Origin of the sequence: Candidatus Kryptobacter tengchongensis, assembly GCF_001458555.1 — a bacterium.
Taxonomy (GTDB): Bacteria; Bacteroidota; Ignavibacteria; order Kryptoniales; family Kryptoniaceae; genus Kryptonium; species Kryptonium tengchongense.
In genome coordinates this window covers 1-26,003 of record NZ_CZVH01000015.1, presented here as the reverse complement: position 1 = coordinate 26,003, position 26,003 = coordinate 1, and the positions used below count along the sequence as shown (strand labels likewise).

The following is a 26,003-nucleotide window of genomic DNA, read 5'->3' as shown; positions in this document are numbered from 1 at the left end:
CACGCCTGCAAACAGTCCTCGCAAGGTGCAAAAAAGAAGCAAGAAAAGTCCCACCAGGAAGTATAAAACTGCGCAACGGTTCAAGACTTTCGTCTACCTTGTCAATCAACCTCTCAATTTTTTCAACATCATCTTTCGTGATCCTTTTCACCTTAATACTTTCAACCCCAATTGGCGTTGCAAGATCAGACCCTAAAACAAAAAGTAAATTTTGAATGTCTTTTATCGTTTCATTGATAAAATTATCTTTTGACACCGCCCTTATGACCCCGAGAATTGAATTAAGTTCATCAACAGTTCCATAAGCTTCAACTCTGGCGTTGTCTTTCTTTACCCTTCCACCAGCGAAAAGAGAAGTTGTCCCGTCATCACCTGTTCTCGTGTAAATTTTCATTTAGCGATTCAATTAGTTTTAATATCTTTATTAACTTTTCTGCATTTTCAATATAGCCGTTATTTTTATAGGCAAGAGCAAGATTTCCAAACATTCTCTTAACAATCATCTCGGGCGTTGCACGCTTCAGGTATTCATCCTTTTGAGAATAACCAAGTTGAGAAATTAACTTTTCACAATCTGACCTCGCCATTATCTTACCACCGTTAAACGGGTCAACATAAATTTCAAAACCGTTTGATTCATATCTGACAACAAAATGCCCTGGTATTCCAACGCCATAAACCGGGATATTCGCCCTTCTACCCACAAGGATGTAAATCAACGAAAGCGTAATTGGTATTCCCAATCGTCTATCTATCACACGATTTATGAAAATGTTATCTGGCTCATAATAATTTTCAAAATTTCCCCTGAAACCTTTCTCAACAAAGAAAAATCTATTCACCACCTCAACGATGTCATACAAATTTTCAACCATGTAAATCCTTTTCTTCAACTCAAAAGCCATTAAATCAAGCATCTCTGAGTACTTCCTAAAATTAACATCTGGATAAGCAAATCTCGCAACAAGATATGCCCCCCTCTCAATATCTTTTTCACGAGCCATAAAATACGAAACAACCTCACTGGTATAATTTTTATATTTTAAAGTATCAACGATTTCATCAAGCAAATTTTTTACATTCTCGCTTACATTATGCTTAATTTTTGAAAGCACAGGGATCGCCTCAACACCTAAATCAACAAGTTTTTCATAAGCAGACTTTGAAACAAAAACATCTTCATCATCAAGAAGTTTGACAAGCGAAATTATGTATCTTTCGGGGCTCACAGATAATGTTTTGTAAGTTCATTTTTTAAATATTCAAATGCTTCAATTGGTGTATCAACAAACTTGAAAAGCTTCAAGTCATCTTTGTCAATCACCCCATACTCAACCATAGCGTCAAAATTAACGATCTTTTTCCAATATTCACTTCCATAAATTAAGACGAGCATTTTCTTTTTAATTTTTCTTGTCTGAAGAAGCGTAAGGACTTCAAAAAGTTCATCAAGCGTCCCATATCCACCCGGGAATATAACAAGTGCCTTTGCTGGATAAATGAACCAGAACTTGCGCATAAAGAAATAATGAAATTCAAAATTAAGCTCTTCCGTGATATACTGGTTTGGTTTTTGCTCGTATGGTAAACTTATGTTAAGTCCTATACTTAAACCTCTCGCCTTGTATGCGCCCTTATTCGCAGCTTCCATTATACCCGGACCCCCTCCAGAACAAACGACAAAGCGATGCCCATTTGCCTCACCAAGAGACGCCGACCACTCCGTTATCAACCTTGCAAGTTCAACGGCGTCCTCATAATATCTTGACATATAAACATCAATTTCAGCTCTTGACTTTTCATCAAGCATACTCTGAGGCACAGGCTTACCCCTTGATTCCAATTCCTTTATCTTTGATTCAATTTCACGCAACTTCGCTTTTGCCTCCTTCATTGGCTTTGTCCTCGCTGAACCAAAGAAAACAACTGTGTCAACAACTTGATACTTTCTAAATCTTGATAACGGCTCAAGATATTCAGCAAGAATCCTAAGAGCTCTCGCATCAGGGCTGTTTAAAAACTTTAAATTTTTATATGCCTTTACAGGTTGCCTATTTGCACTAAATGCTTTTTCCTCCTTCTCAATTTTTTCTCCAGTCATCCTCATACTAATTTTTTTTATAAAATTGACCTTCCACCATCAACTGGAATAACTTGTCCTGTTATGTAATCCCCTTTCGTTGCAAGAAACACAACTATATCTGTAATATCCGATGGCTTTCCATATCTTTTCAGTGGAATCCTATGCTCAGGGATATGCTTTATCTCACCGGATTCTTCACCAGGTATTATTATAGTTCCAGGTGCAATTGCATTAACAGTTATATATGGGGCAAGTGCTTTTGCCATTGCCTTTGTCAACATTATCAAACCAGCCTTTGCAACATTATAAGCTATATGTTCAGTCCAAACCTGCAAGCCACCAAGCGAGGCAATGTTAATTATTTTCCCCCTCTTCCTCTCAAGCATAAACTTAACAACTTCTCTTGAGCACAAAAACTGCCCCTTTAAATTTGTATCAATTACATAATCCCATAACTCATCTGTTATTTCCCAAAACTTAACAGGCTTTGGGAAAATTGCAGCGTTATTCACAAGAACATCTATCTGACCAAACCTTTCAATAGCTTTTTCAACCATTCTTTTAACTTGACTACTTTTTGTGATATCCGCTTTTACAGCTATCGCCTCCCTACCAATTTCTTTTATCTTTTTTAAAGTCTTCATCGCCTCAAGCTTTGATTGATTATAATTTACAACTATGTCAAAACCAGATTCAGCAAGCGCAATCGCGATCTGTCTACCCAATCTTCTTCCAGAACCAGTGATAAGCGCAACCTTTTTCTCCATTTTCAATAACCCAATTAAAATTTTGAAACTAACAAATCAACAACTTTTTCAAGATAAATTTTATCAACCTCATCAAAATTATTTAATTCATAGCTGTCAATATCAAGAACCCCAAGAACCTGGCCATTTTTAATTATAGGAACAACTATCTCTGACTTTGAGTCAGGATCACAATAAATATGCCCTGGAAATTTCTCAACATCGGGGACAATAATTGTTTCTTTTCTTAAGGCAGATGTCCCACAAACCCCAGAGCCTATTTTTATCCTTGTGCAAGCAAGTTTCCCTTGAAAAGGTCCAAGGACAAGCTCATCTCCTCTCATAAGGTAAAACCCAACCCATGAAAAAGATGGAAATGCTTGCTTAAGTGCAGATGTGACATTTGCAAGGTTTGCAATCAAATCCGATTCATCCTCAATTAAAGATTTTATCTGCGGTATAAGTTCTGAATATATTTCCTCCTTCGTTTGACCTTTTATTATTATCTGCTCCATCTAAATTTTAGAATTTGTTTTAAATTGAAAACGGGGGAATGATAATTGTTGCCCGGTGATTTTCATCACTACATTTAATTTCAACTTTCTCCCCCTGAATAGCATAATTTATTTTAACATAGCCAAGGGCTATGAGCCTTTGAAATCCATAGGAATAAACAACGCTTGTCAATTTACCAACCTCTTCATCCCCGACGCATACTGGGGAACCCTCATAAATCTTTCCTCTACCTTTTTCCCTCTCAATAACAAAACCAACAAGTTTTCTTTGCAACTTCTGATAAGAATCAATTCTTGAAAGAACTTCCTGCCCGATGTAACAACCTTTCGTAAAACTCACATACCTATTAAGATTAGCCTCAAGAGGATTGTAATCCTGAGTTATCTCTTTTCCGTAGGCAGGAACCCCTGATTCAACTCTTAACACCTCAAGAATTTCTCTCCCTATAGGGGTCAAACCCTTCCCATAGAGAGAGTTCCAAACCTTAACCGCAATCTCATTTTTTAAAATTAAATTATACCCGGGCACAAGAAACTCGTTCGTCTTCGCCAAAATCATCTCACTCTCAAACATAAAACCCCGAATAAAATTATAAACCGCCATCTTTGATATATCTGTGAAATGCTTGTGGTCAACTTTAAAATCAGATTTAATCGCCTCATGAACCCCAGAACCATATACAGAGATGATTGCATATTCATGGGTTACATCTTCAAACTTCACATCATCCATAATGATCAACTTGCTAAACCAGCTCTTAACCTTCTCTAATGCTTCATAACTCAACAGCGCAAAAATTTCTTGATAATTTTCCTCGGCTCGTAAAACATAAATTGTTAAAAATTCAATCATCTTACCTTTTTCATCCGTAAGAACTGTCCCAGCTCCCATTCCAGAAGAAAGTCCTCTCAGATCATTTGTTGATATTCTATTCATGAAATCAAGCGCATCTTTACCAAATATGCGTAACTTCCCAAGATATGTCCTGTCAATTATCGCATTTGATGTTTTAACAGATTTATATTCTTCTAACGCATTCACATAATGCTTCGGCAATTCCCAGCCTGAATAAGATTCAAATTCAGCACCGAGGTCAAGATGTGTTTCATAAAGTGGCGTTCTCTTCACAAAACCTTTTAAGTTTAAATTTTTTGAAAAGATAATAATTTTTTAAAACACTATCAAGTTTCAAGGAATTCGCCAAAGTTTAAACCCCTTGCAACTTCCCAAGGTCAAATATATTGAATTTTCTCGTTTATATGTTTAAATTAAACGGAGAAAAAATTTCGGAGATTTGAAATGAGAAAAACGCTTTTTTTATCCTTGCTTTTAATATCAACACTATATGCACAACTTCCTTTCTTCCGTCCATTCTTCTCAACAATTGAAAGAGAAGCTGGGAAACTTTTCTTTTACGAGGTCATAAACCTAATAAGCGAAGATACATCTAAAAGCAGAGTTGATATAAATTTTAGAATTGCCAACGATCTTCTAACCTTCGTAAAAAATCCATTGAATTCCCCCGCTTATGTTGCAAACTTTACAGTCAGCGCCGAAATCACCGATAAAGATGGGAAATCAATAGCAAGAAAGATATTTAGAGGTTATAGAGCAACTGATAATTATGAAGAAACCAATTCAAAAGATATTTACACACAGGGAAATTTTCGCTTTGATCTGGCACCTGGAAATTACCGATTGATTCTTATACTTGAAGATGAACAATCAAACCAGATATTAAAACGTGAGCGAGTTTTAACTTTAAAATCCTTCAAACCAAATTCTTTTGAAACCTCTGATTTGACGATTATTCAAGAAAGCCAGGAAAACGGAGATACACTTATCTTAATCCCGACAAACATCGGAAACAGGGTTAACTTCGGGAAAGGCTTCTTCGCCTACATTCAATTCACCGATAAACCCACCGAAGTTGAATATACACTGGTCTTTTTTTCAGAATTTGGAAGAAAAAAAGAGATAAAAAAAGAAACAATTAAATCCGATGAGATAACAAATGATAAAAAATTTCTCTTTAAAGAAAATCCAGGTGATACAATTTTCACATATCTTTTAATTCCATCCTTTCCTCAAACATATTACTCACTTCTCATCCGGTTTAGTGGTGATTCGCTTGACCTTGGTGAATATGAAATTTCACTTTCTGCAAAATTTATGGATTCAACAGGAAAGGAAATTCAAAAATCATTTACAAAAAAATTCACAGTTGAATGGATTGACATGCCATTCTCACTTCAAAATCTTGATTACGCAATTGAAATACTTGAATATATTGCAACGCCCGATGAAATGGCTAAGTTAAGGTTTGGAACCCCGCAGGCGAGGTTGCTAAAATTTAAAGAGTTCTGGGCTCAAAGAGATCCAACCCCTAATACGATTTATAACGAGCTAATGGCTGAATACTACAGAAGGGTTGACTATGCTTATATAAACTTTGCAACAATGAGAGAACGAGATGGAGCAAGAACAGATAGAGGGAAAATTTACATACTTTACGGTCAACCAACAAAAATTGAAAGAAAATATACCCCTGGAAAACCAACTGAAGAAATATGGTATTATGAGCCTATAAGAAGAAAATTTGTCTTCGTTGATCAGTATGGTTCTTTTAAACTAATATCCGTTGAAAAATATGCGCCCTAAAATCGCAATCACAGCTGGTGATATAAATGGAATAGGTCCTGAGGTTGCCCTGAAATCAATGATTAAAAAAAATGTTCTCTCAAAAGCTCAACCTTTCATCATAGCCCCGGTGAAGATCATCAAAACATATTGCGAACTTTTAAATCTAAAATTTCACATCATGGAAAACGAAGATGATTTCCTACCTGAAAAAGATGTCATCAATGTTCTGCCGATGAAAAAATTTGAAAACTTTGAAATAAACATCGGAAAACCGACCAAAACTTCTGGAAAAATCGCAGGCGAGTCAATAATCCTTGCTGTTGAACTTTGCCTTCAAAAAAAAGCTGATGCCATTTGTACCTCCCCTGTATCAAAAAAAGCATTGGATCTTGCTGGCTTCAACTACCCTGGGCAAACCGAGATGATCGCAAAACTTTCCAATTCAAAAAGATTTCTAATGATGTTTGTAAATAACCAGATCAAACTTGGACTTGCAACAATCCATATCCCGATATCAAAGGTGAGCAAAATCCTATCGGAAAAATTGCTAAGTGAGAAAATTGAAATTTTAATTGACTCGTTAAGATTTGACTTTGCTATAAAATCTCCAACTATTGCAGTCCTCGGTTTAAACCCTCACGCTGGAGAAGACGGCTTGATTGGGAACGAAGAGCAAAATATAATCAAGCCCGTTATAACTCAGCTCAACAAAGAAAAAATCACAATTGAAGGTCCATTTCCAGCAGATGGATTTTTCGGCAAGCGAAAATATAAAAACTATGACGCTGTCTTATCCCTATATCACGATCAAGGTCTCATCCCGATAAAACTTATTGACTTTTACAGAACAGTTAATTTTTCAGCAGGTCTTAACATAATAAGAACCTCGCCAGACCATGGGACTGCGTATGACATCGCTGGGAAATTGATCGCAAATGAAAAAAGTATGGAATCAGCAATAATTCTTTCAGCCCAAATTTTTAAAAATCGCGCAAAATCACAGAAATGAAAATTGTAATAGCTCCTGATTCATTCAAGGGTTCCCTCACATCAGTTGAAGCAACGCAGATAATCGCTAAGGCATTTGAAACGACTTTACCAAACTGCGAAATAGTTAAAATCCCAATCTCAGACGGTGGCGAAGGCTTTGTTGATGCAATTTACTTCTCAATATCTGGAGAAATCTATGAAACAATTGTCTCAGGTCCTCTTCCAAATCAAAAAGTCAAAGCTAAATTCCTGATCAAGGATAAAATTGCAATAATTGAAATGGCATCTGCAAGTGGCTTAACACTTGTCCCCAAAGCGAAACGAAATCCAAAAATAACAACAACTTACGGAGTTGGAGAACTGATAAAGAAAGCGCTTGACCACAATGTAAATGAAATAATCATTGGCGTTGGCGGAAGCGCCACAAATGATGGTGGAATGGGCATGGCTTCTGCACTTGGTTATAAATTCCTTGATAAAAATGGAAAACAAATAAAGCAAGGCGGAATAAATCTTCTTAAACTTGAAAAAATAGATGACTCGGAAGTGGATGAACGAGTTAAAAAAGTTAAATTCAAAGTCGCAGTTGATGTCCTAAATCCATTATGTGGACCAGAAGGCGCCTCATTTATATATGCACCACAAAAAGGCGCACGAAAATCAGATTTACCACTACTTGACAAAGCACTTAAAAAGTTGGCATCTATCGTGAAAGAAAAATACAAAATAGACATAGAAAATCTCCCAGGAGCTGGAGCAGCTGGAGGACTCGCAGGAGGACTTGTTGCATTCTGCAATGCAAAGATCGTAAGAGGAATTGACATCTTCCTTGATCTTGTTTCATTCAACGAGAAAATAAAGAACGCAAATCTTATAATAACTGGCGAAGGCAAAATTGATTCCCAGGTTAAGTATGGAAAAGCAATCAAAGGAATAATAGAAAGAGCCCAAAATATTCCTGTAATTGCCATCGCTGGAAAAATTGAGGGAAGTTCAAGAGAACTTGCATATAACCTCGGCTTGGCATCAATAATAAGTATGACTCATCTCGGGATGAAGGAATCATATGCAATCAAAAATGCAAGGGGAATTTTATTTGATGCCTCAACACAAATTGCAAATTTGATAAAAAACTTATGCTTGAATTACTAACTTCAAAGACACTTGTAGCTGATGGTGCAATTGGAACTGAACTTCTTAAACGCTCAAATGAAAAATTTCCCGAGATTTTAAATTTTACAAACCCCCAACTCGTTGAATCACTTCACATTGACTACACAAACGCAGGAGCCGATATAATAACAACAAATTCATTCGGGGCAAACCCAGCAAGGTTAAAAAGTACCAAAATAAACATATACGAACTCAACAAAACATCAGCACAATTAGCCCGAAAAGTCAACCTCTCCAATAAATTGATCTTCGGTAGCGTTGGACCATCAGGTTTAAAACCTGGAGATGAAGAATTTAAAAAACTCGCTGATTACTATTTTGAGCAAATTCGTGGTTTGGCAGATGGCGGTGTGAATGCAATTTTAATTGAGACGATGATATTTATAGAAGAAATGAAAATAGTGTGTGAAGTTGCAAGGAATGTAACCAAACTACCCCTGGCTTTGTCAATGAGTTTTCATAAAACTAAAAATGGATTTAAAACTTACGCTGGAGTTGACCTGAAAATCGCTGTTAAAGAAATGCTAAAACTTGGAGCAGAAATTATTGGCGCAAACTGCGGAAATGGATTTGCAGAAATGGTTGATATTGCCAAAAATTTTAAATCAATAACAAAAGAAATTCCCGTCCTTGTAAAACCCTCCGCTGGAACCCCAAGAAAAATAAACAATGATTTGATCTACCCCGATACCCCTGAAACTATACCTGAATTTGTTAGGAAACTTGTTGACATAGGGATAAACATAATCGGTGGATGCTGCGGGACAACACCAGAACATATAAAAGTGATAAGAAAAATCGTTGATGAAACCGCACAAAAATAAAAAGCGTGGGCATTATGCCCACGCTATTATTATGGAGGTAGCCATGAGGTTTAAACTCTTATATCATTTCGCAATTTTCAACAACGCCATTTTTAAATTTATTAACACCCCGCTTTGAAGGTAATATAACCCTGAACTCGCTTCCCTTGCCATACTCACTTGAAACATTTATTTCGCCACCGTGAAGTTCCACCAAATACTTTGCCAAAGCAAGCCCAAGACCCGTGCCATTCAAATGAGACTTTATCCTTGGAAATGGTTTAAAAATCTTCTGCATATCCTCACGACGAATGCCAATACCCTCATCCTTCACAACAAGTTCAACCAAATCATCAAAACTCTTCAAACTAATTTTAATAACCCCCCCTTCATATGAAAATTTCACAGCGTTTGAAACAAGCTGATAAACAACCTCTCTAAATTTTTTTCTATCAGCCTCAATTTCAAAATCCCTATCAATATCTAAAACTAAACTTAATTTCTTCCTTCCAATCTCACCAGAAAAATAAGCAAGCACATCGTCAACAATTTCAGATGCTTTGAACCTCTCAAGGTTTAAACTATCCTTCCCCGTTTCAATCTCAACTATCTCTGCTAAATACTTTAACATCATCAACATTTCATCAGCGGATCTCTTTATATTTGTGGTGAAATCTATTATATCTTTATCTGACAGATTCTTGAACTCATCCCTTAAAATTTCTGAAAAACCAATGATTCCCGTCAAAGGCTTCTTAAGCTCATGAGCGAGAATATGCACAAATTCGTAAATTGAATTTTTAACCTTAACAGATTCATCTTCAACGAATTTAACTTTTTCGTTCAATTTTAAGTTTTCAATGTAAAGTTTCAAAAAGGAAATCTCGCTTTCAAAATCTTCCCGCCTAAAGTTTACAAAAGGCTTATCCCCAAAAAGAGCAACATAACAAGTTGAATTATCACCCAACTCAATTGGAATTGTCATCATTAAACATTCACCTTCACTCCCGTATTTAAAAACAAATTTGGAATTTTCACTTTCACCATTATAAATAACCGCAATCCCTTTAGCAGTGCTTTTCTCAATTATTGATTCTACCGCTGATTCAATTGAATTTATAACTCTGTTCTTATTCTTCTCCTTTTCCTTTGAAACCAAAATTAATCCGTAGATTCCCAAGGCAATTCCACCTAAAAGCAAGGATAATGAAATTAAATCTAAACTGAAGAAGATGTTTGAAATTCCAGCAAGCCATAAAGACAACACACTTGCAAGGATCCACTTCAAACCTAAAATCTTTCCATCCAAAATTTTGATAATAAACACAAGACCGCAGACAAGAACAGCAAAAATGATATTTTGAATCACAAGTGAAATCATGTTTGTGCTCCTTTTGTCGTTATAATATAATTTTCACTTACAGCCATCTGAATGACTTTTTTCCATTCTTCTGGGTCAGCGAACTTACTTACAAAGTAAAATCTTGAATTTTCCCCATCTACAATTTTCAATTTACTTTCACCACATGCGACCACAATCGGTATGCCAAGCAGGACATTATCCGCAATTTTTAAAAGTCCGTTCATCTCACCCATAAACTCCGTCTCAATCACAAGCACATCATACAGTTCAAAATGCAATATCTCAACAACTTCGGTAAACAACCCGACAACTCGCAAAACATACTCTTCAGAACCAAAAACTCTTTTCATTTTATCGCTGAAATTAGCATCGTTTGTATAAACCAAGATTTTACAAATGACCGACATATCAAAAACTTTTTAATTAAACAATCTTCACATCTAAAAATACATCAATTATTGTGCCAATCTTTTAAAACTTGAAATTTGATTGATTTATGGAATCTTTACTCTTCTATATGGGTAGGGTTGGTAAAAATTTCAAAATAAAATGGAAATTTTGAAAGGGTTATTTATCAAGATCAAGCATTCGTTTGCCATCAACATAGGTTTTGAAGGCGGGTTTACGAAGCGAAATGAGTTTATTTACAATGTCTTTTATTCTCTCGGAAGCTTGAAAAATTCGGGTTAAATTTTCCTTAACTTTTTCAACATCATTTTCTTTCAATGAGCGATTTATAAGTTCAAGAGCAAGGTAAATTATGTTCAGCGGGTTATTTATCTCATGTCCCAAAGTTCTTGCCATTTCAAGAAGTGCGACTTCATGTTGAAGTTCTGCTATCTCAGTCTGAAGTGCCTTTATTCTAAACCCAACCCTTACTCTTGCAATAAGCTCGCCGAAATCAACAGGTTTAGTTATAAAGTCATCTGCACCCGCTTCAAGTCCAGTTATTTTGTCCTCCGTTTCAATTCTTGCTGTAAGCATTATAACATAGCAAAATTTTAACTCTTGATGTTCTTTAATTTTTTTAACAAGATCAATTCCTGACATCCCAGGCATCATCCAATCAACTATAGCGACATCTGGTTTCCATTCAACCATTTGATTAAATCCATCAACACCATCATAAGCAATTTTCACATGATAACCATTTTTTATGATTACTCTTTTTAAAATCTCAGCATAATTTTGATCATCCTCAACGATTATTACTTTCTTTCCTATTTCCTCATCCACTTTTTAAATGCTCTCTGATTTTTTGAATTAAAAAATTATGGTCTGTGATTGGCTTTGAAATATAATCATCTGCCTTGCTTTCCTGAAGAAATCTTTCCGCATCCCCGCGCATTGCATGTGCTGTTGCAAGTATAATTGGAATCCTTGCTGTTTTTTCATTTTCTTTTATCATCCTTGAAAGTTTCAATCCATCAACCTGAATTCCATTCACAAATGTCCCGGAAAGTGAGACATCCATTATAATCAAATCAACCTCACCTGAGTTAAGAATTTCAGTTATCTTTCCCCCATCATCTGTCACTGTAACTTCAAATCCACCTTTTCTCTTCAAAATCACCTCAAACAACTGCGCCGTTAAAGCATCATCTTCAACAACAAGTATATGCGCCATCTTTTACTTTAATTTATTTTGATTTGACTATTTATTAAATCAATTAATCTATCGGGGTTTGAGCTAAGCTCGCTTTTGTCAAGAACAATTATACCCATGCTTTTTGATAGTAATTCTCTCTCTTCCTCAGTTGCTGGCTCTGGATAATTTGTTATCACAAGTATGGGAAGTTCAGGCGCAAGTTTGTTCAATCTCAACTCCCTTATAACATCATAACCATTTACCTCAGGCATCATAAGATCAAGCAAAAGTATATCATAATTTTTTGATTTAATCTTTTCAATCGCTTCTCTACCATTTTTTGCATAATCAATCTTGTATTTTTCGGGCAATATTTTCTTAAGGTAAATTTCAACGCTGACATCATCATCAGCAAGTAAGATATTAACCTCATCCTTTTCTTTCACATACTGTTTTAAAAGACTCAAAAGATAATTTGGCTCAACAGGCTTTTCAACAACACTTGGATGAAAATTAACAAATGAAAGCTTTAAAAGCTCCCTAACTTTCTGCGGATGCCCTGTCAAAATTATAATCGGTATGTTTTTAAATTCAACTGTATCACGAACTTTTAAGAAAAGATCAAATCCATTTTTTATCTCCGCAGATGCCCTGCTTGGAATGGCATAATCAAGTATCAAAATATCTGGCTTAAATTTCAAAATATACGCCCAACCATCTTCAGAATTACTTGCCCAGATAAACCTAAACGAATTCTTAACAAGGAATGTCTTCAAAAAGTCAGCAAACTTTAAATCGTCATCAACAGCGAGAACCAACAAACCTGAATCCCCATAAATTTTCCCCTGCTCAATTTCAAATTCCTGACCATATGAAACTTCAGACAACGGAATGGTAAATGTGACAGTTGTCCCTTTCCCCTCCCCTTCACTGTAAAGCTCAATGACTCCACCCATCAATTCAACTAAACTTTTAGTAATAGCAAGCCCAAGACCTGTGCCTCCATATTTTCTCGTCGTCGTCCCATCAGCTTGAACAAACTTCTGAAAAAGCTTCGCCTGTTTTTCCTTCGCTATACCTATACCTGTATCTGAGACAGTAAATTTACAAAAACCTTTATCTTCAAAAATTTCCGCTTTTACAGTTATACCGCCTTTATGCGTGAATTTTATCGCATTCCCGATCAGATTTAACAAAATCTGTTTCAACCTGTTTCTATCACCTTTTATGAAAACCTTTTCCTCTGGATAAATAAACTTATAATCAAGTTTCTTCTGCTCTGCCTGAACATGGGACAATGTCCAAACCTCATAAAGAAGCTCCGAAACTTCAACATTTTCAATGTTTAATTCAAGCTTTCCAGCTTCAATCTTTGCAATATCAAGTATGTCGTTTATAATATTCAAAAGATGTTTTGCGCTCATCAAAGCGTTGTCAACAAATTTCATCATCTCCTCGTGATTTTCATATAATCCCTCCTTTATCAAATTCAAAAACCCAATAATTGAATTCAATGGGGTCCTTAATTCATGTGATGTATTTGCAAGGAACTCGCTTTTTAGCTTGTTTAACTCTTGGAGTTGGGCATTGGCGATTTCAAGCTGTTCTGCGTATAATTTTAATTTTTCCTCCGCTTTTTTCTGCTCTGTTATATCACGATTTATCCCAACTGTCCCGATTGGATTACCTCTTGAATCCTTCAGGATTGAAATTGAACTGCTTACATAAATTTTCTCACCCCACCTATTATAATGTATCGCTTCACCGCTCCAAAATCCCTTTTCCCGAATTATCTTTCTAACTTCTTCTCTTGATAAACTCGGAATTTCAACTGGGATGACCTCGCTTATCTCCTTACCAAGAACTTCTTCAGCTTCGTATCCATACATTTTTTCAGCTGCCTTGTTCCATGATGTTATTCTAAAATTCAAATCAGCTGCGATTATCGCATCATTCACATTCTCAAGCAAATTCGCTTGGTATCTTATCTGCTCTTCAATCTTCTTCTTCTCAGTTATATCCGATTGAATTCCAAGATAGTATGTAACACCGTGAAGCTCATCTTTAACCGATGAAATTGAAAGAAAAGCAAAATAAAGCTCGCCGTTTTTCTTTTTGTTGATTATTTCGCCAGACCAATAACCTTTGGTTAAAATTGAATCCCACATATTTTTATAAAATTCTGCGTCATGAAGCCCTGATTTTAAAATTCTTGGATTTTTACCAATGGCTTCCTCTTTTGAATAGCCAGTAATTTTACAAAAGGCATCATTTACCTCAAGTATATTCCCCTGCTCATCGGTTATGACAACTGCATCATTCAAATTGAGCAAAAGATTTGATAAAATTCGCTCTCTTTGTTCAGCTTTAATTTTATCAGTTATATCAAGTATTGTTCCGAGAATTGCAGGCTTGCCATCGTAAGTTATGAGATTGTTAAGAACTTCAACCCAAGCAATCTCACCATTTTTCTTAAACACCCTAAATGAAAAGTTCGCCACTGGAACTTCTCCCCTCAAATTTGAGGCAAACATATCAAGAACTTTTCGCCTGTCCTCTGGATGAACAAATTTAAGAATCTCTCTTGTGTTCGTTATCTCATCCCTACTGAAACCCAAAATTGAAGCAAGCTGACCACTTACAAATTTAAATCTCCCATCTTGAAAAATATATGTTCCAGCGAGGGAACTTTCTACAAGCGTTCTATATTTCGCCTCCGATTCCCTGAGCTTTTCCTCTCCCACTTTCTGTTCGGTTATGTCGTCTATCATACCCTCATAATAAAGAACATTCCCAACTGAATCTCTAACAGCCCTAACATGCTCCCGAACATATATCTCCTTTCCGTCAAGGCGTTTTAATCTGTTTTCAAAATTTGACACAACACTTAAAATTTCAAGAGCACGAATAAACCTTTCTCTATCCTCTGGATTAACATAAAATTCAGAAGCGTTCTTTTGTAAAATTTCAAATTTATCTTTCGCCCCAAACATCTTAACAAACGCAGGATTAACATCAATTATCTTCCCATCTGGAGTTGATCTGTAAACCCCAATGACCGCATTTTCAAAAAGCTGTCTATATTTTCGCTCAGCTTCAATTAGCTCATCTTCAAACTTTCTCTTTTCCGTTGTATCCACTTCAATAAATTGAATTAAATCCATCGCTTTATACCTTATCAATCGCCCACCCAATTCTGCATACCTCACACTCCCATCTTTTGTCAAAAATCCAACTTCAATAGCTTCTGCCCCTTTATCCTCAATTATATCCTTGATATACTCACGGACAACCTCAATAAAATCCGAAACAACGAGATCAAAAATATAAAACTCTTTTATCTCATCAAGCGTATAACCGTGAAAGTTAAGCGCGTAGTTGTTTGCATACTTTATTTTTCCAGTTAAATCAGTTAATATTATCCCATTGACCGAAGATTGTAAAAGACTTTTCCAAAATCTCTCGGTTTCAAAAATTCTTTGCTCAACCGAAAACCTCAAAAACGAAGATATAACCCCAATGAATATACCCACGACCGTGGGAATGACAAAATAAAAAGCATCTATCACCGCTCCCCTATAAACCCATTCGGTAATAAACACTATAAGGTTTGAAATTAAAACAGAAATTACAACATACATTAAGATTATGACTAATTTTGAAGGTCTTGCTCTACCTTCTGTCTCAATTTTTAATTCCATCAGTTTAAAATTTTTTATTTCCACTGAAAAAGGTTTGAACCAGCACTCATAGTGCTTTACCGTTCAAGGTAAGAACAAAAAACAATTTATCTTACCGTTAGCTAATTTTTCAAAATTTGATTTTCTTTCAATAACTTATAACACGATTAAAATTTAAACATATTCACAAAAAATTGCAACTGATTATGAAAACAAGCGTAAACTTTGAAAACGCCGAGATAACACTTGAAGGAATCCCCCCTTCCAACTGGTCAGTTATACTTACAAACGGAAGATATACCGCACTTGTCCTTTACAATGGAACAGGGCATAGTTTTTATGAACATCCAACATTTAACTCAATAATCAAATGGATTCCAAAGATGAATTCACAACTTGGTCGTTTCATTTATATAAAAGACATGGAAACAGATGAAAACTGGTGTTTAAATTTACCGTTAATTTACAAGTTTGACACTTGGAAGGTTAATTTTGGAATTGGCTATTTAAAAATTGAAACAATTAAAAATCAAATTTCATCTGAGCTCACTTATTTCGTCCCGGTTGATAAAGACCTTGAATACTGGCTCATAAAAATTAAAAATGAATCCAAACGAAAAAAGAAATTAAAAATTTTCTCCGCCGTTGAACTTTCGCTTGGTAATTTACAACCGTCAATACTTGATCCATACGCTTATGAGCTTTTCGTTAGAACATGGGTTAAAGACAAAACCCTCTACGCCACTAAAACCCTTTGGAATGATAAAACAACTGGAAAATCGGAAAAATCCTGGGATAAAATTGCCTTCTTCAGTTCCGACCCAGCTCCTGAATCTTTTGACTCTTTAAAATCAGCTTTTATTGGATATGGAACAATTGAACTACCGCAAGCAGTAAAAGAGGGATGGTGCTTTGAATCAATAGCAAATGGAAGGGAAGCTGTTTTCGCATTTCAACATGAGATTGAAGTTGAAGACGATGAAGAAAAAGAAATTTTAATCTCATTGGGAATTTTGAACGAAAGAACAAAGCCAGAAGCAAAGATTGAAATTGCAAAAGATGATTTTAAAAAAATGCTTTTATTCTATAAAAACGAATTAATTGAAAAAGGTGTTAAGATACAAACGCCAGACGAAAATATAAATGTTTTCGTTAATCACTGGAATAAATATCAAAACTGGATTTGTTTCCACTGGCACAGGTATTCAGCAAGTAATTATGTGGCTGGTTTTGATGTGGTTGGATTCAGAGATGCTCTTCAATCAATCCTTGGAATTTTACCATTAAATCAAAATATATGTAGAGAGCGACTTTTATATCTTTTAAAATTTCAATTTAAAAACGGAAACACATGCCATAATTTCAACCCCATTGATAATTTCGCAACCCCTTCAAATCAAAGCGACGACCCATTATGGCTTTGCATAACGACATTTGAGTATCTTAAAGAGACAGGTGACTTTGAAATCTTGTGGCAGAATTTTAATTATTATAATTCAGATGAAGAAAGTTCGGTTTATGAACATCTTAAAAGAGCAATAGATTTCGTTCTGGGGCTACGTGGGAAACATGGACTTGTGCTTTTACGAGATGGGGACTGGAACGACGCTTTAAATTTAGCTGGAATTAACGGGATTGGTGAATCAACGCTCGCAAGCATGATTTTGCTTTACACCATAAATGAGTGGATAAAACTTAATAAACTTCTAAACATTGATGTTGAAAAATACGAAATTGAACGGGAGAATCTTTTGGATTCACTTAATAAACATTGCTACGAAGAATATAAAAAACTTAACAATACTGGCTGGTTCATAAGGGGATTCACAGATGATGGCGAGAAAATCGGAAGCTACTTTTCAAAGGAAGGGAAAATTTACATTGAACCACAGGTCTGGGCTGTTTTAAGTGAGGCTTGTGATGAAGAGAGAAAGATAAAATGCCTGAAATCAGCAATAGAATTTCTTGAATCAACTTATGGCTTTCTTTTGCTTGACCCCGCCTACACAAAACCTGACGAGAAACTTGGAATAATAACGAGATTCGTCGCCGGTGAAAAAGAAAACGCAAGTTTTTTCATCCACGCAAACGCATGGGCTGTGATGGCTTTTTCAACTTTAACAGGTGAATTTAAGGATAAAGCGTTTGAGATATATTCAAAACTTTTACCATTGAGATTTTTAAATGATAGAAGGTATAAAGCTGAACCCTTTGTCTATCCACAATATATTTGTGGTAAAGATTCTCCACACTTTGGAGAAGCATCATTTACATGGCTTACCAGTTCACCCACATGGATGTTTAAAGCTTTTTACGAATGTATCTGCGGAATTAAACCAGACTACAACGGGATTCGTATAACAAAACCAGTTTTTCCATCAAACTGGGATAAGATTTTACTTAAGAGAATTTTCAGAAATTGTGTTTATGAATTTAAATTTGAGAGAACGGGTGAATTTAATATAAAATTTGATGGACAAAAAATAAGTGAAAACACCTTGCCACCATGCGGATGCGGGAAAATTCATCTGATTGAAATTTTCTTTTAAAAATTTTATCTTAAAAATCAAAAAGGGAAACTCGCAATGTTAAAAGCTTCAAACATAGCAATTTTCCTACTTCGCTTCGTTTCTGGATTAATGCTTGCATATTTTCACGGGCTTGGAAAAGTCAGATCAGCAATTGATTATTTTATACAGGGAAATGAATGGAAATTTTTGGATACAGTAAGGAACATTGGCTTCCCTGCACCTGTTGTGTTCGCTTTAGCTGCTACGATATCGGAATTCATTGGTGGTATTTTGCTTGCGGTTGGTCTATTCACAAGATATTCAGCGATTTTCATTGCCATTACGATGGGTGTTGCAATTTATAGACATTTAACCACAGATATGAGGTTTGAACTCGCTGGTTTATATTTTTTAATTGCGCTTGTTTTTGTTTTCAAAGGAGGCGAAGGAATATCAATTGATGGTTTAATAAAGAAAAAATAAAAAGTGTCGGGGCGCCCGGACTCGAACCGGGGACCTCTTGCTCCCAAGGCAAGCGCGCTAACCATCTGCGCTACGCCCCGAAATTTCAAATACAAATATATTAAATCAACCCTGAAAAATCAAATTTGAAAAAAATGGAAATAAGACTAAAAAAAGGAAAAGAGAAAAAAATCAAAAATTTTTACCTCTGGATTTTTAAAGACGAGATTGAAAATTTTGAAGAGCTTAAAAACGAACCTGTTCAAATAATTGATGTGAAAAGTTCAAATGGTGAATTCCTTGGAAAAGCATTTTTCAACCCGAAATCTCACATCATTGCACGAATTCTCACACGGGATGACGAAAAAATAAATGCGAACTTCTTCAAAAAAAGGATAAAAGAAGCGATTGAACGAAGAAAAAGGTTAAAAATAAAATCAAACGCACTTCGCTTAATCCACGCAGAAGCTGATGAAATTCCCGGGCTTATCGTTGATAAGTTTGATAATTACCTCGCCCTTCAAACAAGAACAGCTGGAATAGAAAATTTTAAACATGAAATAGTCACGATATTGACAGATATTTTGAAAGTCTCTGGAATCTACGAACGAAGCGATATGGAATCAAGAAAAGAAGAGGGGCTTGAAACTACTTCTGGCGAACTCTATGGACATGTTCCAAGATATGTTGAAATTGAAGAGAACAGATTGAAATTCATCGTTGATTTACATCATGGACAGAAAACAGGTTTTTATCTTGATCAGCGGGATAACAGGAAAAAAGTTAGTGAGATGATAAAAAAAGGTGATAGAGTTCTTGACCTATTTTGCTATTCCGGTGCTTTCAGCATTTATTGCGCAAGTGCAGGTGCGACCGTGATCGGCGTTGATTCGGATAGAAGCGCAACCGATCTTGCAAGGGAAAATGCAAAGATAAATAAATTAAGCGATAAAGTAACTTTTTTAACAGCTGATGCCTTTGAAACAATAGAATCAATGGCAAACTCCGGGGAAAAATTTAACTTCATTATCATTGACCCACCAGCGATGACAAAAACTAAAAAGGGTGCGGAAAGCGTCAAATGGGCTTTTCACAAATTAATTTTAAACGCTCTTAAAATGCTTGAAACGGGCGGAAAAATCATGGTTTCATCCTGCGCTTATCACATTTCACTTGATATACTTCAAGAGGCAATACGATTTGCAAGCAACGACGCTGGGAAAAGATTAAGAGTAATTGATATAACATTTCAACCTGGAGATCATCCGTGGATCCTTCAAATGCCAGAAACTTTATACCTGAAAACAATTTTTCTTGAGGTCTTGAAATGAAAACGATGGAAATTTTTGAAAGTTTTTTCAAATCAAGCTCCCCTCTTTTAATTGCTCATCGTGGATTTTCCGCGATTGCCCCGGAAAATACCATCTCCGCTTTCAAATATGCAATTCGTTCAAAAGCAGATATGATTGAACTTGATGTTCGCCTCACAAAAGACGGAACACCTGTTGTAATCCACGACGCAAAAGTTGATAGAACGACAAATGGAACTGGAAAAGTGAAAAATTTTTATCTATGGCTCTTAAGAGATCTTGATGCAGGAAGCTGGTTTCACCCAAAATATAAAGGCGAAAAAATACCTACGCTTGAAGAAGTTTTAAAATTTGTAAATGGGAAGATACCAATTAACATTGAAATAAAAAGTTCAACCGAAAAAGATAAACTCACCGAAAGAGTTCTTGCCGTTGTTTTTGAGAACGAATATGATAAAAAAGTTTTAATTAGCTCGTTTGACCCACGAATTTTGAAAAAAATAAAAAAATTAACAGATGAATTACCAACCGCTTTCTTATATCATTACCCAGTTTATTTTAACCCAGCTAAAACACTTGAAAAGCTTGGTGCCATTGCATTGATACATAATTTTAAATTCACAACTCCAAAACTCGTAAAAAAAATACACGACGCTGGATTCAAAATTATTGTTTACACCGTAAACAAACCCGATGACATAAGAAAAATGATAGATATCGGGGTTGATGGGATAATAACCGACAATGTTCGGCTTGCAAGGCGTATTCTGAACGAAATTTAAAAAATCACCTTATCAAGTTAACAACAGTTTTCATCTTTTGGCTCATCGGCATGGTCATTTCATATTGCCCAGCTATCCCGATTGCCATTTCAATTTCGGTATTTGTGTCAGAACGAACAACGAGACCAGTTTCAAGGTCAACCCAATGTGCACCAACAATTTTTCCTTCCCCCTCAAGCCCATAATTCATCCCTTGTATTGTTCCCTGCCCTGATATTGAAAAGTTTGCGTCCAATTTTAACCTTGCACACTTTATCTGATTCACAGTTTCAATCCCGTCATAGGTGTATTTACCCTTCGTTTTCACAACTGTTGTTCCCTCTCTTCCAGAAGTCGTATCAATACTTGAGAAATCCCAACTATCCCCGGGTTTTATTTTACCCTCCGGAAAAACAATATTATGCGAATAAGAGCGCCTATCAATTCTCCTGTCAGCGCCACCGGGCAATGGTAATTCTTTCATTTCAAGAATTTCAAAACTTATTCCCTTCCCGAACTTATTAAGAACCTGCTTAAACTTAAATCCAGAAGGGATAACGAAAGTTGTATCAAGTGGTGGATTTTGGCTCTTGACATTTGTTTTGATTGTGTCAACCGAAATTAAAATTTCAACTTCACCATCTTTTGAAACATTTTGGATGAAATATGAATATCTCACCTCAGTTTTTGAATTTACAACTTGCTCCATTCCCATCACTGATTGCGTCATAGTTCCTTCACTTAAAAGTGAATAGACGAAATTTTCCCCTTTTCCAGGTTGAAATCTTAACAAAATTTCTTGTGAAAACAAGAATTGGGAGAAAAATGAAAAAAGCACAAATGTCAAAACGGCTTTCATTTCATAAGCCCCTATTTTATTTTTAATCCATTGTTAATTTAACATAAACGAGGAAAAAATCAAATTCCAACCCCAAAATTGCTCATTTTTTTAATTTTTATTAAATTGCCTTCAAAATAAATAAAGGAAGTCAAATCATGAGCTATCTTGTGACCGCAAGGAAATGGCGACCTTCAAGATTTAGTGAGGTTGTGGGTCAGGAACATGTAACCGCAACGCTTTTAAACTCGCTCAGACTTGGAAGGGTTGCCCATGCTTATATCTTTGCCGGACCACGGGGCGTTGGGAAAACAACGGTTGCAAGAATCCTCGCTAAAGCAATAAATTGCCTGAATCCTCAAAACTACGAACCATGTAATGAATGTGAGATGTGTGTTGAGATTTCAAACGGAAGAAGCATTGATGTCCTTGAAATTGACGGCGCCTCAAACAGAGGAATTGACGAGGTCAGAGACTTGAGAGAATCCGTAAGATACACACCGACCAAGGCAAAGTATAAAGTTTATATCATTGACGAAGTTCACATGCTCACGAAAGAAGCTTTCAATGCCCTGCTGAAAACACTTGAAGAACCACCCCCACATATATTATTTATTTTCGCAACGACTGAACCGCATAGAGTCCCATCAACTATCTTATCAAGATGCCAAAGGTTTGACTTTAGAAGGATTGAAATACAAAAGATTATTGAAAGATTGAAACTAATAGCACAACAGGATAAAATTCAAATTGATGATGATTCTCTCTTCACGATAGCTAAAAAAGCTAATGGCTCACTACGAGATGCGATGAGTATCTTTGATCAAATTGTTTCATTCTGCGGTGAAAAGATAAAATTTGATGATGTGATTAAAGCACTTAACATAATTGATCAAGAGATTTTCTTCAGAGTCACAGATGTAGTTAAAGAAAAAAACATAAAAGCAGGGCTTGAAATCGTTGATGAGATAGTCAAACTCGGTTATGATTTTCAAGATTTTTTGAGCGGTCTATCTGAACATTTGAGAAATTTACTTGTCGCCATAACGACAAAATCAGCAGAGCTAATTGAAGCAACGGAATATTACAAAACTCGCTATATAAATGAAGCGAAAAATTTCAACGAATCAGACATCATAAGGATGTTGAAAATCGTCAATGATGCCGAAATCTCAATAAAGTGGGCACCACAGCCAAGATTAAAACTTGAAATGGTCATAACACAACTTGCATCGCTTGACAGCACGATAAAAATTCAAGAATTGCTCTCAAAGCTTGAAAAAATTGAAAAATCTCTTAATTCATCAGGAGATGTTGACACCGAAAATTTTAATCATCCCCCAAAAGGGGGAAATGAAACTGAAAACTCAACCATCATAACTGAAAAAAGCACTAAACCCAAACCTTCATCAAAATCCGAAGTATCATCGCTTCAACATGATGACATTGAAAAAATTAACGCCTTATTCAAAGATCCTCTTGCAAAATATGAAATAAAACCACATCAAGACTCGGAACAAAAAATTGACAACCCCGAAAAAATTTTGAATCTCGTCCGTGAAAGATGGGATGAAATTGTAAATAAGGCACAGAACTATAACTTAAACTTATCCACCGCTCTTAGATTATCATATCCACTTGAAATAAAGGAGAATAAACTCAACATCGGAACCGCTAATGATTTACATCTTGATTGGATAAAGAAAAATAGACCTTTTTTGAAAGCCAAGCTCAAGGAGATCTGCAACATTGATATTGAAATAGACACTTCAATATGTGATGTTGAAAAATTGAAAGAAGAAATTTTTCAATACAGCCCCGATTTAAAATTAAAAAAACTCATAAATGAATCCCCGTTTGTTAAAGCGCTTATTGAAAACCTTGGTGCAAGACCGATTGATTAGTTTAGTTCCAATTGTTTTAGTTTTTCTTATTTCTCCAGCATTTCCAAACAATTTTAAATTTGCAAAATATGCCGGGGAATTTTTATCAATTGGGGTTGGCGCAAGAGCGCTTGGAATGGGAGGGGCTTTCACAAGCGTGGCAAACGATGTAACAGCTGGATATTGGAATCCCGCAGGTCTTGCTGAATTATCAAATACACATCTAATTTTGATGCACGATGAAAGATTCGCTGGAATTGTGAACTACGATTACATCGGACTTGCGTTAAAACCCGTGAGCCTTTTCTCCCTTGCCTTCTCTATTATCCGCGTCGGTGTTGATGATATCCCATACAAATAACGCATTCCTTGATAATAATGGAAACGGAATTTTTGACCCAGATATAGATAGACTTGACCCTGAGAAAATTTCTTTCATCTCATCCTCTGACTGGATCATGATAACATCGTTTGCGAGAAGCATTAATGAAAAATTTTCATTTGGTGGAAATGTAAAGTTTATTTACAGAAAAATTGGGGAAAATTCGGGAATTGGAATTGGATTTGATATTGGGGTAAAATATAAATTTTCAAGATTCACAATTGGAGCAATTCTAAAAGACGCAACCTCAACCCTTATCGCTTGGGATACAGGAAGAAATGAATTAGTGACCCCTTCAATTATTGCCGGGATAAGCCGAGAATTTGAAATTTTATGGGGGAAATTTATACCATCTGTTGATTTGATAACGAGATTTGAGGGAAGAAATAAAACTTCTATGCTTGGGACTGACTTCGTGAGTTTAGACCTAAATTTAGGCGGTGAATATACATTTATAGAAAAAATTTCCATAAGATCTGGTTTTACCGAAAATAAAGAATTAACCCTTGGAGCTGGATTAAAATTAAATCGCCTTGATGTTGATTATTCATTTGCAAAGTTTAACTCCGAGCTTGGGAATACTCACAGAATTTCTTTAAAATTTTCTCTTAACTAAACAAGCGAAAATTTTGACTATGAAGTTATATGCCCTTGCGATAGCAGCTCATCCAGATGATATAGAATTAAGTTGTAGCGGGACAATAATAAAGCTAACTCATAAGGGTTATCCAGTAGGAATACTTGATCTTACCCGTGGTGAACTTGGAACACGAGGCAATGAAAAAATAAGGGAAGAAGAGGCGAAAGAAGCCGCATCACTCATGGGGGTGAAAGTGCGAGAAAACCTTGAATTACCCGACGGAGGGATAGAGGTCACACAAAAAAATAAAATTGAGTTGATAAAAATCATTAGAAAGTATAAACCCGATATAATTTTTGCCCCCTATTGGGTTGAAAGACATCCAGACCACGAAAATACAAGCAAACTTGTCCGCGAGGCTTGGTATCTTTCCGGGCTTGCCAAGTTGAAGACAAAACTCAATGGTAAATCTCAAGAACCGTTTCGCCCCAAAAAAATTTTCTTTTATGTCCAATATTTCTATCAGCAGTTTACCCCGAACCTCATCATAGATATATCCGATGTGTTTGATAAAAAGATTAAAGTTATTGAATGCTATAAATCCCAATTTTTTAATCCGTCTGTAAAATTTAACGATAAAGAGACACTGTTAAGTACCCCAGATTTTAAAGAATATCTAATAGCCAGAGCTCGTTTTTTTGGCGAAATGATAGGAAGAAAATACGGTGAGCCTTTTTTAACGCTGAGCCCAATTGGGTTAAATGGCATAGACGATGTCATTCTACCCGAACGAAGTTAAACAAAAAATTAAAAAAAACTTGAAAACTGAAGAGATTCTCGGTCTTGTAAATGTAATTTTTTACATCGCTCATATTGCTGTTTTTTCAGTGCTAGGATACAGGCAAAACAAAAAGCATGGAATTAAATCAACTTTCCTCATTTTGCTTTTTCTACTTGTGCTTTTTTTTGTTTCATTACAAATTGGTGGTTTCATAGCTCAAATTTTTTTCATCGGGAAACAACTCACATCAAAATTAAAAGCAATTCATGATACATTGACCATTGTCATAGCAACATTGGCAGAATCACCAGTTTGGTTTATTTTTCTAAAAAAGAAAGATAAACAAACAAATGAAACGCAAAACGATAGCCCTTATAGCTCATGATAGAAAAAAAGCTGACATGGTTGCATTCGCAACGCAAAACAGGAAAAAACTTGAAAAATTTAATCTTATTGGAACAGGAACAACAGCTAAACTTGTAAAAGAAAAAACAGGTTTAAAAGTCAAAGCTTACCATTCAGGTCCATATGGGGGTGATGTTGAAATTGCTGCGCTCGTGGTCAAGGGCAAGTGTGATGTGGTTATATTTCTTCACGACCCGCTTGAACCACATCCACATGATCCAGATATTAAAACTTTGATGAGGGTTTGTGATGTTTATAATGTTCCACTTGCAACAAATCTTTCAACCGCAGAAATAATTATCAATGCAATTTCGGAAATGGACTTTGATTGAGGAATTTCCCCAACTTTGATCTCCCCTCATTCCATTTTGATTTAAAAGACGCCTTTTTTAATTTTGATAAAAAACGTGGCAAAAATTATGACGAAAATAGTTGAAGTTGGAAATATAAAAATCGGTGGAGGCAATCCAATTGTTGTAATAGCTGGACCTTGCGTTGTTGAAAAT

The 26,003-nt window shown here is 35.7% G+C and carries 26 protein-coding genes and 1 tRNA gene; 14 read left to right on the top strand and 13 right to left on the bottom strand.

Features of this window, described 5'->3' with window-relative positions:
• The 6 genes from AT685_RS01000 to ygfZ all read right to left on the bottom strand — a co-directional run.
• On the bottom strand, positions 1–394 hold a 394-nt coding region (locus AT685_RS01000; RefSeq protein ID WP_072151184.1), incomplete at its 3' end, for a cob(I)yrinic acid a,c-diamide adenosyltransferase.
• Positions 369–1,229 (bottom strand): SirB1 family protein, encoded by an 861-nt coding sequence (locus tag AT685_RS00995; RefSeq protein ID WP_072151183.1) that lies wholly within the window; start codon positions 1,227–1,229, stop codon positions 369–371. The genes AT685_RS01000 and AT685_RS00995, both read right to left, overlap by 26 nt.
• Positions 1,226–2,107 (bottom strand): LOG family protein, encoded by an 882-nt coding sequence (locus AT685_RS00990; protein WP_234696210.1) that lies wholly within the window; start codon positions 2,105–2,107, stop codon positions 1,226–1,228. Before AT685_RS00990 ends, AT685_RS00995 begins: the two co-directional genes overlap by 4 nt.
• Positions 2,108–2,118: 11 nt before the next feature.
• Positions 2,119–2,850: an SDR family NAD(P)-dependent oxidoreductase gene (locus AT685_RS00985; protein ID WP_081040512.1), complete on the bottom strand. Its 732-nt coding sequence runs from the start codon at positions 2,848–2,850 to the stop codon at positions 2,119–2,121.
• A gap of 14 nt (positions 2,851–2,864) precedes the next feature.
• On the bottom strand, positions 2,865–3,344 hold the full coding sequence (locus AT685_RS00980; RefSeq protein WP_072151180.1) for a GAF domain-containing protein: 480 nt from the start codon (positions 3,342–3,344) through the stop codon (positions 2,865–2,867).
• 19 nt (positions 3,345–3,363) lie between these two features.
• The gene (ygfZ, locus tag AT685_RS00975; RefSeq protein WP_072151179.1) at positions 3,364–4,473 is read right to left on the bottom strand and encodes a CAF17-like 4Fe-4S cluster assembly/insertion protein YgfZ; all 1,110 of its coding nucleotides are present in this window, start codon (positions 4,471–4,473) and stop codon (positions 3,364–3,366) included.
• Between the two features lie 171 nt (positions 4,474–4,644).
• On the opposite strand from ygfZ, the gene AT685_RS00970 reads away from it, so the two are divergent.
• From AT685_RS00970 to AT685_RS00955, 4 genes are read left to right on the top strand one after another with little or no spacing between them, the layout of a single operon-like run.
• Positions 4,645–6,006, top strand: coding sequence for a GWxTD domain-containing protein (locus AT685_RS00970; RefSeq protein ID WP_072151178.1), 1,362 nt, complete (start codon positions 4,645–4,647; stop codon positions 6,004–6,006).
• Complete coding sequence (gene pdxA / locus AT685_RS00965; RefSeq protein ID WP_072151177.1) at positions 5,996–6,997, top strand: 4-hydroxythreonine-4-phosphate dehydrogenase PdxA; 1,002 nt, start codon at positions 5,996–5,998, stop codon at positions 6,995–6,997. The genes AT685_RS00970 and pdxA overlap by 11 nt, the downstream gene beginning before the upstream one ends.
• A complete protein-coding gene (locus AT685_RS00960) occupies positions 6,994–8,130 on the top strand; it encodes a glycerate kinase (protein WP_072151176.1) in 1,137 nt (378 codons plus the stop codon). The genes pdxA and AT685_RS00960 overlap by 4 nt, the downstream gene beginning before the upstream one ends.
• Positions 8,115–8,975, top strand: coding sequence for a homocysteine S-methyltransferase family protein (locus AT685_RS00955; protein ID WP_072150711.1), 861 nt, complete (start codon positions 8,115–8,117; stop codon positions 8,973–8,975). Before AT685_RS00960 ends, AT685_RS00955 begins: the two co-directional genes overlap by 16 nt.
• Positions 8,976–9,033: 58 nt before the next feature.
• Here AT685_RS00955 and AT685_RS00950 read toward each other — a convergent pair whose 3' ends face one another.
• The 5 genes from AT685_RS00950 to AT685_RS00930 all read right to left on the bottom strand — a co-directional run bounded on the left by AT685_RS00950 (position 9,034) and on the right by AT685_RS00930 (position 15,606).
• Positions 9,034–10,335 (bottom strand): sensor histidine kinase, encoded by a 1,302-nt coding sequence (locus AT685_RS00950; RefSeq protein ID WP_072151175.1) that lies wholly within the window; start codon positions 10,333–10,335, stop codon positions 9,034–9,036.
• Positions 10,332–10,724 (bottom strand): hypothetical protein, encoded by a 393-nt coding sequence (locus AT685_RS00945; RefSeq protein WP_072212827.1) that lies wholly within the window; start codon positions 10,722–10,724, stop codon positions 10,332–10,334. Before AT685_RS00945 ends, AT685_RS00950 begins: the two co-directional genes overlap by 4 nt.
• Before the next feature lie 160 nt (positions 10,725–10,884).
• Complete coding sequence (locus tag AT685_RS00940; RefSeq protein WP_072151173.1) at positions 10,885–11,553, bottom strand: response regulator; 669 nt, start codon at positions 11,551–11,553, stop codon at positions 10,885–10,887.
• Positions 11,546–11,944, bottom strand: coding sequence for a response regulator (locus tag AT685_RS00935; protein WP_072151172.1), 399 nt, complete (start codon positions 11,942–11,944; stop codon positions 11,546–11,548). The genes AT685_RS00940 and AT685_RS00935 overlap by 8 nt, the downstream gene beginning before the upstream one ends.
• 8 nt (positions 11,945–11,952) lie before the next feature.
• A complete protein-coding gene (locus AT685_RS00930) occupies positions 11,953–15,606 on the bottom strand; it encodes a PAS domain S-box protein (RefSeq protein WP_072151171.1) in 3,654 nt (1,217 codons plus the stop codon).
• A 185-nt stretch (positions 15,607–15,791) separates the two neighbouring features.
• Here AT685_RS00930 and AT685_RS00925 point away from each other — a divergent pair, with 185 nt between their 5' ends.
• Positions 15,792–18,134 (top strand): GH36-type glycosyl hydrolase domain-containing protein, encoded by a 2,343-nt coding sequence (locus AT685_RS00925; protein ID WP_072151170.1) that lies wholly within the window; start codon positions 15,792–15,794, stop codon positions 18,132–18,134.
• Positions 18,135–18,170: 36 nt separating this feature from the next.
• A complete protein-coding gene (locus AT685_RS00920; RefSeq protein ID WP_072151169.1) occupies positions 18,171–18,578 on the top strand; it encodes a DoxX family protein in 408 nt (135 codons plus the stop codon).
• A 6-nt stretch (positions 18,579–18,584) separates the two neighbouring features.
• Here the strand turns inward: AT685_RS00920 and AT685_RS00915 are convergent.
• A tRNA-Pro gene (locus AT685_RS00915) sits at positions 18,585–18,658 on the bottom strand.
• Positions 18,659–18,712: 54 nt separating this feature from the next.
• Here AT685_RS00915 and AT685_RS00910 point away from each other — a divergent pair.
• Entirely contained in the window at positions 18,713–19,888 is a 1,176-nt protein-coding gene (locus AT685_RS00910) for a class I SAM-dependent rRNA methyltransferase (protein ID WP_072151168.1), read from the top strand.
• Positions 19,885–20,649 carry a glycerophosphodiester phosphodiesterase gene (locus AT685_RS00905; protein WP_081040510.1) on the top strand — a complete coding sequence of 255 codons (765 nt, stop codon included), beginning with the start codon at positions 19,885–19,887 and terminating at the stop codon, positions 20,647–20,649. Before AT685_RS00910 ends, AT685_RS00905 begins: the two co-directional genes overlap by 4 nt.
• Positions 20,650–20,653: 4 nt before the next feature.
• Here the strand turns inward: AT685_RS00905 and AT685_RS00900 are convergent, their stop codons facing one another.
• Positions 20,654–21,487, bottom strand: coding sequence for a hypothetical protein (locus tag AT685_RS00900; RefSeq protein ID WP_072151167.1), 834 nt, complete (start codon positions 21,485–21,487; stop codon positions 20,654–20,656).
• Positions 21,488–21,624: 137 nt separating this feature from the next.
• Here AT685_RS00900 and dnaX point away from each other — a divergent pair, with 137 nt between their 5' ends.
• The 6 genes from dnaX to AT685_RS00870 are packed head-to-tail and all read left to right on the top strand — an operon-like array spanning position 21,625 to position 25,829.
• Positions 21,625–23,370, top strand: coding sequence for a DNA polymerase III subunit gamma/tau (dnaX, locus tag AT685_RS00895; protein WP_072151166.1), 1,746 nt, complete (start codon positions 21,625–21,627; stop codon positions 23,368–23,370).
• On the top strand, positions 23,351–23,710 hold the full coding sequence (locus AT685_RS00890; protein WP_143713059.1) for a UPF0164 family protein: 360 nt from the start codon (positions 23,351–23,353) through the stop codon (positions 23,708–23,710). The genes dnaX and AT685_RS00890 overlap by 20 nt, the downstream gene beginning before the upstream one ends.
• Entirely contained in the window at positions 23,691–24,347 is a 657-nt protein-coding gene (locus tag AT685_RS00885; RefSeq protein WP_072151164.1) for a PorV/PorQ family protein, read from the top strand. The genes AT685_RS00890 and AT685_RS00885 overlap by 20 nt, the downstream gene beginning before the upstream one ends.
• A 19-nt stretch (positions 24,348–24,366) precedes the next feature.
• Positions 24,367–25,110 (top strand): bacillithiol biosynthesis deacetylase BshB1, encoded by a 744-nt coding sequence (gene bshB1 / locus AT685_RS00880; RefSeq protein WP_072150101.1) that lies wholly within the window; start codon positions 24,367–24,369, stop codon positions 25,108–25,110.
• Complete coding sequence (locus AT685_RS00875) at positions 25,085–25,477, top strand: hypothetical protein (RefSeq protein WP_072151163.1); 393 nt, start codon at positions 25,085–25,087, stop codon at positions 25,475–25,477. Before bshB1 ends, AT685_RS00875 begins: the two co-directional genes overlap by 26 nt.
• The gene (locus tag AT685_RS00870) at positions 25,443–25,829 is read left to right on the top strand and encodes a methylglyoxal synthase (RefSeq protein WP_072150099.1); all 387 of its coding nucleotides are present in this window, start codon (positions 25,443–25,445) and stop codon (positions 25,827–25,829) included. The genes AT685_RS00875 and AT685_RS00870 overlap by 35 nt, the downstream gene beginning before the upstream one ends.
• Positions 25,830–26,003: the final 174 nt, after the last annotated feature.